This window comes from Shewanella sp. POL2, assembly GCF_000282755.1.
Lineage (GTDB): Bacteria > Pseudomonadota > Gammaproteobacteria > Enterobacterales > Shewanellaceae > Shewanella > Shewanella xiamenensis.
Window position 1 is genome coordinate 1 of the sequence record NZ_AKZL01000122.1, and the last position, 11,176, is coordinate 11,176.

Consider the following 11,176-nt stretch of genomic DNA (forward strand, 5'->3'; position numbering starts at 1 on the left):
CGCCTAAGATTAACCTACTTTGCATTAACCCGCTTTTTTAGTCGCAATCGCTTGCTTAACCTGAGTCAACGCTGTGCCGCCGAGGACATCACGTTTTGCCAAACAGGCTTCGATGGTAAGGTTGGGATACACATCATCTTCGATGATATCGGCAAAGGTTTTAAACTCGGCCAGCGTAAAACCTTCTAACGGGATCTTCTTAGCGATCGCCGCAACCACGGCCACACCGACGACATGGTGCGCTTCGCGGAATGGCATGCCCTTAGACACCAGATAATCCGCCAATTCGGTCGCGTTGGCATAACCTTGCTGCGCGGCTAACAGCGCATTCGGGCGGTTAACGACTAAGCCAGATAAGACTAATGCCGCCATATCCAAGCAAATAGCCCAGCTGTCGACCACGTCGAACAACCCTTCTTTGTCTTCCTGCATGTCTTTGTTGTAGGCCAGAGGCAGGGCTTTCATGGTGGTGAGAATACCCACTAAACTGCCGTACACACGGCCCGTTTTACCGCGAATAAGCTCCAGCGCATCGGGGTTTTTCTTTTGTGGCATTAACGATGACCCCGAGGTCACTTCATCACTTAATGAGATAAAGCCCGCTTCACCCGAGTTAAAGAAAATCAAATCTTCGGCCATGCGGCTTAAGTGCATCATGCTGATAGAGGCGGCTCCGCACAGCTCAACCACATGGTCGCGATCCGACACGCTATCCAAACTGTTTAAGGTTGGCGAAGCAAAGTTCAGTGCTGCTGCAAGCGCATATCTATCCATTTGATAGGCTGTGCCCGCCAATGCACCCGAACCGAGCGGACAGGTATTGGCGCGCTTTAAGGCATCGGTTAAGCGGCTAAGATCACGCTCAATCATTTCCACATAGGCTAAACACCAATGGCCGAAGGTCACAGGTTGAGCACGTTGCAAGTGAGTATAGCCTGGCATTACAGCATCAAATTCACGCTCAGCAAGCGCGATAAGTTCGCTGCGTAAGGTTTGTAGGCGAGCCACTAATGCCGCACCTTCGGATTGGCACCAGAGTTTTAAGTCGGTAGCGACTTGGTCGTTACGGCTACGGCCCGTATGGAGTTTTTTTCCCAGATCGCCGACTTTGGCGATCAACGCAGATTCCACGAAACTGTGAATATCTTCCGCGCCCGAGGCGAGAATAATCGCAGGATCGCCCTTCACTTCCACCAGCAGCTCGTTCAACGCTTTCTTCAAGTCACTGCATTCAGTGGCAGTGATAATGCCAACGCTAGCAATTGCATCGGCCCAAGCGATAGAGCCAACTACATCCTGCTCAAACAAACGATAATCCACCGGCAGTGAATCGTTGAATAATTTAAATAGCGCGCTGGTTTCGCCCTGAAATCTTCCACCCCATAAAGCCATGCTCAATCCCCTCGGTCACTGCTTTGAATACGTTAAAGCCATTAAAACTTAAGATATAAAAAAGGGCGCTAGGCGCCCTTTGAGTCTGCCTATTACTTAGCGTTGAGCGCGCGGATACGGCTCGCTAACGAGTACAGACGGATAAAGCCTTCTGCGTGTTTTTGGTCGTACACTTGGTCTTCACCGAAGGTCGCAAACGCTTCAGAGTACAAGCTGTTTGGCGAACGTTTCTTAACGGCAATCGCGTGACCTTTGTAGAGTTTAACCACAACTTCACCGTTGACAGACTCGGCTAAGGACTCAGATGCCGCCAGCAGCGACTTACACAGAGGTGTAAACCAACGACCGTCGTATACTAAGTGTGCCATTTGGGCACCCACTTGCTCGCGCCAAGTACGGCTGGTTTTATCCAGCACTAACTCTTCAATCGCGCGTAGCGCGGCAAACATCACAGTGCCGCCTGGGGTTTCGTAGCAACCACGGGACTTCATGCCCACTAAACGGTTTTCAGTGATGTCGATACGACCCACGCCATGTGGTGCAGCGATGGTGTTCAGCTTCATCAGTGCAGCGTAAGGCGTTAATGCTTCACCGTTTACTTTAGTCACACGACCATTTTCGACTTCAAGTGACACATATTCTGCTTCGTTTGGCGCATCTTCCGGATCGGCAGTCAGCGTCCACACACCTTTGCTTGGCTCGTTCCATGGATCTTCCAACTCGCCACCTTCGTGGGAAATGTGGAATGCGTTGGCATCACGGCTGTAGATCTTAGTGGCAGAAGCCGACGTCTTAATATTACGCTCAGCTAAGTAAGCCAGCAGATCTTCACGGCTCTGCATGGTCCATTCACGCCATGGTGCAATCACTTTTAAATCAGGCGCTAATGCCGCAAAGCAACCTTCGAAACGCACTTGGTCGTTACCCTTACCGGTACAACCGTGACACAGGGCATCTGCACCCACTTTACGCGCCACTTCAACCTGCGCCTTCGCGATGATTGGACGCGCCATTGAAGTACCTAACAAGTAAGTCCCTTCGTAAATCGCCCCCGTTGCCATGGTTGGGTAGATGTAATCTTTAACGAATTCTTCTTTCAGATCGACGATATGGCATTCAGACGCGCCTGAGGCTAATGCCTTTTCAGTCAGACCCACTAACTCTTCTTCACCCTGACCAACGTCAGCGCAAAAGGCGATGATTTCACAGTTGTCGTAGGTTTCTTTTAACCAAGGAATAATGGCCGAAGTATCTAGACCACCCGAATAGGCTAAAACGACTTTTTTCACGCCAGTATTTTTGTTCTCGATAGACATCTTAAATTCCTATAACTCGTTTCTCACCTTGGAGAAAGTAGGCTGCTAAACAGGGTTAAATTAACTAAATAGGGTTACCAGTACTGCATTTTGGGCGTGCATCCGATTCTCAGCTTGTTGCAGGATCAAGGAGCCTTCGCCATCCATCACTTCATCGGTCACTTCAACACCGCGGTGAGCGGGTAAACAGTGCATAAAGAAGTGAGCACCCGCTTTCGCCATCAAGGCCTTATTGACCTGATAAGGTGCAAACTTATCCTTAATTTCCGCTAACGGTGTTGGATCTCCCATGGAAATCCAAGTATCAGTATAGATAGCATCGTGACCTTCGATAGCACCAATATCAGAAGACAGTACAACCTTGCCGCCATATCGGCTCGCGAGCTCTTGCACTTCGGCCACGACGTAGCCATCAGGAAAGTGACCCGCAGGGCAGATCACTGTCATGGTGGCACCGAGAATGGCCGCGCAATACATCAATGAATTCGTCACGTTATTACCGTCACCTACGTACGCTAACTTAACATCACTGATATTTTCAAAATGCTCGGCCAAGGTTAAGAAATCGGCCAGCGCTTGGCAGGGATGATATAAATCCGAAAGCGCATTTATCACAGGCACAGTGCCAAACTCGGCCAATTGTTCGATGGTCTTGTGGGAGAACGTTCTCGCCACAATGGCATCGGCCCAACAGGACAGGTTAGAAGCAAAGTCAGCGACCGATTCCCGCTTACCTAAGGCACCATTTTGTTGGTCTAGGTATAAACAGTGGCCGCCGAGCTTGTTAATACCGATATCGAAGCTAACACGAGTACGCAGGGATGGCTTTTCAAATAACATCACCACACTCTTACCGTCCAGTGCATGACGATACTCAGCGGGATTCGCTTTAATCGTCTTTGCCAAGGTAATCAGATCCAGCAACTGCTGCTGGGTTAACTCTTTTATCGATAGTAAATGCTTCATAACCTACTCCGCTTATGGTTGGATTTGTGTGCCCACGGCCTCACCTTTTGCTAATGCGACTAATTGGCTTGCATCACGCCATGAGGCCACTTGAACCGCCTGCCCCATCCACTGCGCCACTTCGAGCGCAGCTTCAACTTTTACTTTCATTCCCTTTTCGATCACGCCTTGCTTAACCAACTCGGCAATCTGCTTACCATTCAATGAAGGGATTAATTGACCTTTACCATCGAGCACGCCAGACACATCCGATAGCAGCACCAACTTGCCACCGACCAACTTAGCTAATACCGTCGCCGCTTGGTCGGCGTTCACGTTCAGCATTTGGCCATCGTCCATCATGGCAATTGAGCTACAAATCGGCATCCAGCCTTGGGACAGAATAAACTTGAGGTAAGTCGCGTCCTTAGGAGAAACCTCGCCCACTAACCCTAAACGCTCATCTTTAATCTTGGCCGATACCGTGTTGCCATCGGCTAAGCTCATGCCCACACTCACAATCCCAGCTTTTGTCGCTGCGCCTTGGAGGATCTTGTTTGATGTGCCAGCCAGTGCACCGGCAATAATCGGCATTTGTTCAGGCGGGGTCACCCGCAGGCCTTCTAACTTGACGGTTTCCATGCCGTTTGCGGCTAATTGCTCATCGACCAAACAGCCACCGCCATGCACCATCAGCACCTGCTGACCATTTGCGATCATTGCTGCGGCGGTATCCATTAAACGCGCCATCCCCATTTCACACTGCAGCAGGGCGCCGCCGACTTTAAGAACTAATACTGAGTTGTTGGTAGACATCTTGACGACTCTCTTAAATAAGGATGAACGGTTAAAGGTTAAAGTGAATCTTTATGCATTGCAGGGCTTGGCTCGCCGCGCCTTTCATCAAATTGTCGATGGCACTGGCAACCACTAAGTAGCCACTGTTCTCATCAAACTTCCAACCTAAGTGGCAATTCGGAGTCAGCACCACATCATCCACTTTCGGGAACTGGTTCTGTTTCACCGTCACCAGCGGAGCTTGGTCATAAACACTGTATGCCGCAGCCACATCGGCGGTGGTGGTGCCTGGTTTTAGCTGTACCGTGATGGTTGCTAAAATGCCGCGCTTGAAGTTGCCTAGGTGCGGCGTGAAGATCACCTCTTGCCCCAGTTGAGTGGCAATCTCGGGTTGATGTCTGTGGCCTAATACGCCGTAGGGTGTGAGGCTCACTTCGCAAAAACTAGTATGCAGCTGTGCCTTACGACCCGCGCCCGTCACACCACTAACCGCATTGATCACTGGATAGGCTGACGTCAGTAAATTCTTTAATGGTTTCAATGCTGTTAATGATGCTGTTGGGTAACAACCTGGCACAGCAATCATTTTAGTCGCGGCGACTTCTTTGGCATTCCACTCGGCTAGACCATAGACAGCCTTGGCCAACACTTCGGGATATTCATGCTCAAAACCGTACCACTTAGGGTACTGCGCCACATCGCTGAACCGATAGGCACCGCTTAAGTCAAACACGGCTAAACCTTGGTTATAGAACCACGCCGCTAAATGCAAACTCACCGAATGTTCGGTCGCTAACACCACGGCATCCGCCTCGGCGACGATCTTCGCCTTCGCTTCTTCGGTCAGTGGTGACAGAGCTAAGTCAATGTGACTGTAGACAGGGTACAAATCTGCTAAAGCTCTACCTTTATCTAAACTATTTTCAGAGACATACAGACCTTGAATCGATAATTCAGACTCCGCATGGACTAAAGCTGTTAGTTGTGCGCCTGTGTAACCACTGGCACCGATAATGGCGATGTTTTTCATATGTATTTTTATAAACCGAATCAAAGAGACTTAAAGAATAGATGAATAGCGTACACGCACCAGCGTATATCTATGATGACAAGACTATCGTCGTAGGAAATCGTAATGGGTCGTTATTTTATTCACTGACGGCTTAACGCTATACATCATGATATTTACTCTACAGGTCACAAGGGGTGACTCATCTCAACTGCTGGCTAGACTACCACAAAGATCTATTTATGCAATATATGTGAATATATATTTTTATTAAATTTTATCTTTTATCTGCGTTCAAGCACGCTTAGCAAATAACACAATACTTCACTAACTGCTTAATAACTCAGTTATCTATAGATGAAAGACGGAAAAATCAGTCCTTTTTATTAACACCGAATACACATACCCGCAAAGCCGAAAATGATGCAGTTCATATTCACTTCCACTAAACATAATAAAATATTGCGTTAGCTCGCATTTATATTGAATATTCTTCAACAATTATCGTGATTAGTTGCATATAAGATAAGCCAGTCGTATAAGTTATAAGTTCTGCTGTTGACCATTGCCCTCAGTGGTGGGTATTGTGCTAGCGGGCTATATACCCAAGCGACCTGAAGACTCTCATCACCTACAGGTTGTTTGGGTATATTGCGGATTTTTATATTTTTCAATTCGGAGTAACTATGGCAGGTAATGTGGCAGACAATGTGACCGACATGTATGCGTCGTTAAGATCGAACGTGAGTATGTTAGGGCAAATCTTGGGCGATACGATGCGCACCCACCTCGGTGATTCTTTCCTCGAGAAGGTTGAGCAAATTCGTAAACTCGCAAAAGATTCCCGCCGTGGCGATGAAGCAGCACGGGAGCAAATGCTAGAACTGCTCACGGCGCTCCCCGATGAAGAGTTAGTGCCTTTTGCTAAAGCCTTTAACCAATTCCTCAACTTAGCAAACTTATCCGAACAATTTCATACTATTAGCCGTAACTGCGATGAGCTGGTTTGCGTACCGGATCCGGTCGAACAGTTGCTTGGCCGCATGCTGAATGGCCGTATCGATCAAACCAAGATGTTGGATTGCTTAAAAACGCTGGATATCGACTTAGTCCTCACCGCGCATCCAACGGAAATCTCTCGCCGCACACTGATCCAAAAATATGCTGCGATTGTGGATTGCCTCGCCGAGCAAGAAAACAATCAACTGTCGGACAGAGAGCGCCGCCAAATTAATCTGCGTCTGCGCCAGTTAATCGCCCAAATCTGGCACACCAATGAAATTCGCCGTGAACGCCCAACGCCTGTGGATGAAGCCCGCTGGGGATTATCCACCATTGAAGAATCCCTCTGGCATGCTGTCCCCGACTTTTTAAGGCAGCTCAACGATCAAGTACAAGATCGCACAGGCCAGCAATTGCCTATCGATATCGCACCGGTGCGCTTCTCAAGCTGGATGGGTGGCGATCGCGACGGCAACCCTTTTGTAACCGCTAAAGTCACCCAAGAAGTGTTAGATCGTAATCGCCATGCCGCCGCCCGTTTATTCCTCAAGGATATAGTGTTGCTGGTTGGCGAGTTATCGATGGAAGAAGCCAACAGCGAGTTGATGGCATATACCAACAATAGTTGCGAACCCTATCGTTTTGTGCTGCGTTCATTAAGACAAAAACTACGCGACACCATCGACTACTTAAACGCCCGCATCGAAGGCCATAACCCTGAAGTCGATAAATCGACGCTGATTTGGCAAGAAAGCGATCTGAAAGCGCCGCTAGAGATGCTGTATAAGAGTTTATGTGACTGCGGCATGCGTTTGATTGCTAACGGTTTACTCCTCGACATTCTGCGCCGTCTCGCTTGTTTTGGCATCCATATGTTAAGGCTCGACATCCGCCAAGACGCAGGCCGCCACTGCGATGTACTTGCAGAGTTAACCCGCTATCTAGGTATGGGTGACTTTAACCATTGGGATGAAACCGAAAAACAAGCCTTCTTGCTGCGTGAACTCAGTAACCGTCGCCCGCTGATCCCAAGCAACTGGCAACCTTCTGCCGATGTGGCCGAAGTGCTTAACACTTGCCGCTTAATTGCTAAACATCCTGCTAAGGCGTTGGGCTCCTATGTGATCTCGATGGCGAGCAAGCCTTCAGATGTATTAACCGTATTATTACTGCTCAAAGAAACTGGCTGCACTCATCCAATGCGTGTTGTGCCGCTATTTGAAACCTTAAGCGACTTAAATAACGCCGCCGAGTGTATTACCGCACTGCTCGATATCGACTGGTACCGTGGTTACACCAAAGGTATGCAAGAGGTGATGATCGGTTATTCAGACTCGGCCAAAGACGCGGGTGTAATGGCGGCCGCTTGGGCGCAATATCGCGCACAGGAGCAATTAGTCGCCGTCTGTAAACAGGCTGGCGTTAAGCTGACGCTGTTCCATGGTCGTGGTGGCAGTATTGGTCGTGGCGGCGGCCCAGCTCACAAAGCGATTCTGTCGCAACCGCCCGGCTCAGTTGACGGTCGTATTCGCGTCACCGAACAAGGTGAGATGATCCGCTTTAAGTTCGGCCTGCCGAAATTGGCGGTGCAAAGCTTAGCCCTGTACACCTCTGCGGTGTTAGAAGCGACCTTGCTTCCGCCGCCCGAGCCTAAGCAGGAATGGCGCAATTGTATGGAGCGGATTGCAGAGGAGTCAGTGAGTGCTTACCGCGGTATCGTGCGTGAAGAACCTGATTTTGTGCCTTATTTCCGTGCAGCCACTCCGGAGGTTGAACTAGGCAAATTACCATTAGGCAGTCGCCCAGCAAAACGTCGTGTCGATGGCGGTATCGAGAGTTTACGTGCCATTCCTTGGATTTTCGCTTGGTCTCAAAACCGCTTAATGTTGCCAGCATGGCTCGGCGCCGGTGAAGCATTACAGGCTGCCTGCCAACGTGGCGAAATGGGTTTGCTACAGGATATGGATCGTGAATGGCCCTTCTTTAGCACGCGGATTTCAATGCTAGAAATGGTGTACGCCAAGGCGGAACCTAACTTAGCGCGTTACTATGAAACCTGCTTAGTTCCGCCCAATCTTCACCACTTAGGCGAAACTTTACGCCAGCGTTTAGATCTCGGCATTAAAGTGGTGCTGGAGCTGACTAAATCGGATACCTTAATGGCGCATACACCGTGGAATCGCGAATCAGTCAAACTGCGCAATCCCTATATCGATCCATTAAACTTCCTGCAGACCGAGTTATTAGCTCGTACCCGCAAGGAAACAACCGAAGCTCCCGCTTCCGAACACGTGCAACTCGCCTTAATGCTGACGATTGCAGGTGTCGCGGCGGGCATGAGAAACACAGGTTAATGAAAAAACTCACGCTTAGCCTTTGCTTGGGATTATCTGTACTACTTGGCGGCTGCGTCACGCAGTACAGTATCAGCGAGCATGAAATGGAGCAGTATCTCAGCAAAGAGATCCATTTTGAGGTAAAACAAGGTAATCAACTCGTGGGCGCGCAAGTGCGCATTAACGACATCAGTGTCAGACTCGGTGAAAAGCCTGACACTATGAGCGTAAGTGCAACCACTCAGGTGTCCATCACTAACCCTATTTATCCATTAAAGGCGCAGCTTTCAACCACCTTTGAGGCTAAGCCTTGGTATGACAGTGCCACCCACAGCGTCTACCTACGCCAGCTTGAATTGGTGAAAGTCGAGTCAACACCCAAGGATATCGAGAAAGCCATCAGTAGCGCGACACCACAAGTGATGGGCTACTTAAGGCATTTCCTCGAGAATCAGCCCGTTTATGTGCTCGATACGAAGGATAGTAACCAAGCGCTGATGGCCAAGATGACCGAGAGCATTCAAGTCGTCCCAGGCAAATTAGTCCTTAAGTTCACTAAATAACGGCTTGCGTTGCAAACCATTCGCCATAAAAAATGCTCCCTCGGGAGCATTTTTGTTAATCAAGCTAGACTGACTAAAACCCGTAAGTATCCAAAGAGTTACTTGCTGAAACGCCCTATCGATTGATAATCCACAATCACAGCTTCGGTGAGTAATTCACGTCTTAACATATCGTAGGCCACTGCCGCACTTAAGCTACGCACTAAATCCCGTGAACGTCGCGGCAGTTTTATCATTTGGCTGTAGACGCCACTGCGGGTAGCCAAGGCAATTGCTACTGTACCGACGGGCTTCTCTTCGGTTCCGCCATCTGGTCCCGCTATTCCACTGGTCGCTAAGGCAAAATCACTGTCTAAGATAGCACGCGCGCCCTTGGCCATTTCTTCGACCGTGGGAATAGACACTGCGCCGTGATCGTCTAACGTCGCCGGATTAACACCTAACACTCGCACCTTAGACTCGTTACTGTAAGTCACCAGACCGTGTTGCAAATAGGAAGAGCTGCCGGGGAAATCCACTAACTGACTAGTAATCATCCCACCCGTGCAAGACTCGGCAACACTTAAGGTCAAGCCAGAATTCAGTAACTTCGCATGGATTTCCTCGGCAAGCGTCGCTTTATCTTCGGCGACAACCGCAGTACCCAGCACCATTTTGATGTGCCCAGTCACCCGTGGCAGCAAAGCAATCGCCTTCTCACCGCGGGCAAAGATCTTAATCTCAATATGTGGCATTGAGGAGCGATAGCCAATGGTAATCCCCTCAGGCAACTCCAATGGCTCGATTTTGTCGGCAAGGGAAGACTCGCCATGACCTATGGTCAGCAACTTCTTCAGCGCCACCTTAGCGTCAAGGTCAAACTCTGCACGGATAAAAGGAATAAACTGTTCCGTCACCATATGCTTGAGTTCAAATGGCACGCCAGGGGTGAAGAACAACCAAGCTCGATTCAGCTTCACTCTAAATCCACAGGCCGTGCCGACGGGGTTATCCACCATCACCGCAGACTCAGGCAGCATTGCCTGCTTTAAATTACTCACTGGCATTTCACGGTTATTGCGCGTAAACCAATCTTCTAAACGTTGACGCCATTCACGATTCTCAACCAGAGGCTCGCCTTTAGCCTTAGCCATTGCCTCGGCAGACATATCATCACTGGTCGGCCCCAAGCCGCCATTCACTAAAATCACATCGGCATGCAAACTACGCTCTTGGAAAACCGCAATTAAGTCCTCGAGACGATCCCCGACTGTAACGCGCCTTTGGATCTCAATGCCATGCTCCATCATAGTGCTGGCAAACCAAGCAGCGTTAGTATCAACAATCTGACCCGACAGCACCTCTTCCCCAGTACAAATCATCTCTAACTTCATCATAGATCCTTAGCTACCCCAATAAGTTACTGCATAAGGTAAGTAACCTCTGAAGTAATAGCAAGAGTTGACCTTTGGGAGATATGGTTCAGTAGTGTGAAGAAAATAAGGTAGTCAGTCGCGATTTAGCGCACATCAGGGGTGTGTGAGCGAAAGAGGCTGAAAATTGGAATGAGTGATTTCAAAATCACAATCTAAAGATGGCAAACGCGAAAAACAAAAAAGCCAGCTTATTCAGCTGGCTTGATTGTTTAATTAGGCGCTTGGCGATGACCTACTCTCACATGGGGAGACCCCACACTACCATCGGCGCGATTGCGTTTCACTTCTGAGTTCGGGATGGGATCAGGTGGGACCACAATGCTATTGTCACCAAGCAAATTTGTTATTCACTACCTGTCTTATCTTTATGCAGGCAGCAAATTAATTCGGAAAGCTGTTT

8 protein-coding genes and 1 rRNA gene are annotated in these 11,176 nt (G+C 49.1%); 2 read left to right on the forward strand and 7 right to left on the reverse strand.

Annotated elements, in window-relative coordinates; translation table 11 throughout:
- Window positions 1-24 precede the first annotated feature (24 nt).
- The 5 genes from argH to argC all read right to left on the reverse strand — a co-directional run bounded on the left by argH (window position 25) and on the right by argC (window position 5,481).
- Window positions 25-1,392 carry an argininosuccinate lyase gene (gene argH, locus SHEWPOL2_RS20340; protein ID WP_037431137.1) on the reverse strand — a complete coding sequence of 456 codons (1,368 nt, stop codon included), beginning with the start codon at window positions 1,390-1,392 and terminating at the stop codon, window positions 25-27.
- Between the two features lie 92 nt (window positions 1,393-1,484).
- Window positions 1,485-2,708, reverse strand: coding sequence for an argininosuccinate synthase (locus tag SHEWPOL2_RS20345; protein WP_037431139.1), 1,224 nt, complete (start codon window positions 2,706-2,708; stop codon window positions 1,485-1,487).
- 60 nt (window positions 2,709-2,768) lie between these two features.
- Window positions 2,769-3,674, reverse strand: a complete 906-nt coding sequence (locus tag SHEWPOL2_RS20350) for an ornithine carbamoyltransferase (RefSeq protein WP_037431141.1) — start codon at window positions 3,672-3,674, stop codon at window positions 2,769-2,771.
- A gap of 12 nt (window positions 3,675-3,686) precedes the next feature.
- Window positions 3,687-4,469 (reverse strand): acetylglutamate kinase, encoded by a 783-nt coding sequence (gene argB, locus SHEWPOL2_RS20355; RefSeq protein WP_037424139.1) that lies wholly within the window; start codon window positions 4,467-4,469, stop codon window positions 3,687-3,689.
- Window positions 4,470-4,500: 31 nt separating this feature from the next.
- The gene (gene argC / locus SHEWPOL2_RS20360; protein ID WP_011624431.1) at window positions 4,501-5,481 is read right to left on the reverse strand and encodes an N-acetyl-gamma-glutamyl-phosphate reductase; all 981 of its coding nucleotides are present in this window, start codon (window positions 5,479-5,481) and stop codon (window positions 4,501-4,503) included.
- A gap of 665 nt (window positions 5,482-6,146) precedes the next feature.
- Here argC and ppc point away from each other — a divergent pair.
- Complete coding sequence (gene ppc, locus SHEWPOL2_RS20365) at window positions 6,147-8,816, forward strand: phosphoenolpyruvate carboxylase (RefSeq protein ID WP_037431142.1); 2,670 nt, start codon at window positions 6,147-6,149, stop codon at window positions 8,814-8,816.
- A complete protein-coding gene (locus tag SHEWPOL2_RS20370) occupies window positions 8,816-9,361 on the forward strand; it encodes a DUF1439 domain-containing protein (RefSeq protein WP_023266416.1) in 546 nt (181 codons plus the stop codon). Before ppc ends, SHEWPOL2_RS20370 begins: the two co-directional genes overlap by 1 nt.
- Before the next feature lie 98 nt (window positions 9,362-9,459).
- On the opposite strand, the gene SHEWPOL2_RS20375 is transcribed toward SHEWPOL2_RS20370, so the two are convergent.
- Window positions 9,460-10,734, reverse strand: a complete 1,275-nt coding sequence (locus SHEWPOL2_RS20375) for a CinA family nicotinamide mononucleotide deamidase-related protein (protein WP_037431144.1) — start codon at window positions 10,732-10,734, stop codon at window positions 9,460-9,462.
- A gap of 261 nt (window positions 10,735-10,995) precedes the next feature.
- A 5S ribosomal RNA gene (gene rrf / locus SHEWPOL2_RS20380) occupies window positions 10,996-11,111 on the reverse strand.
- Window positions 11,112-11,176 lie beyond the last annotated feature (65 nt).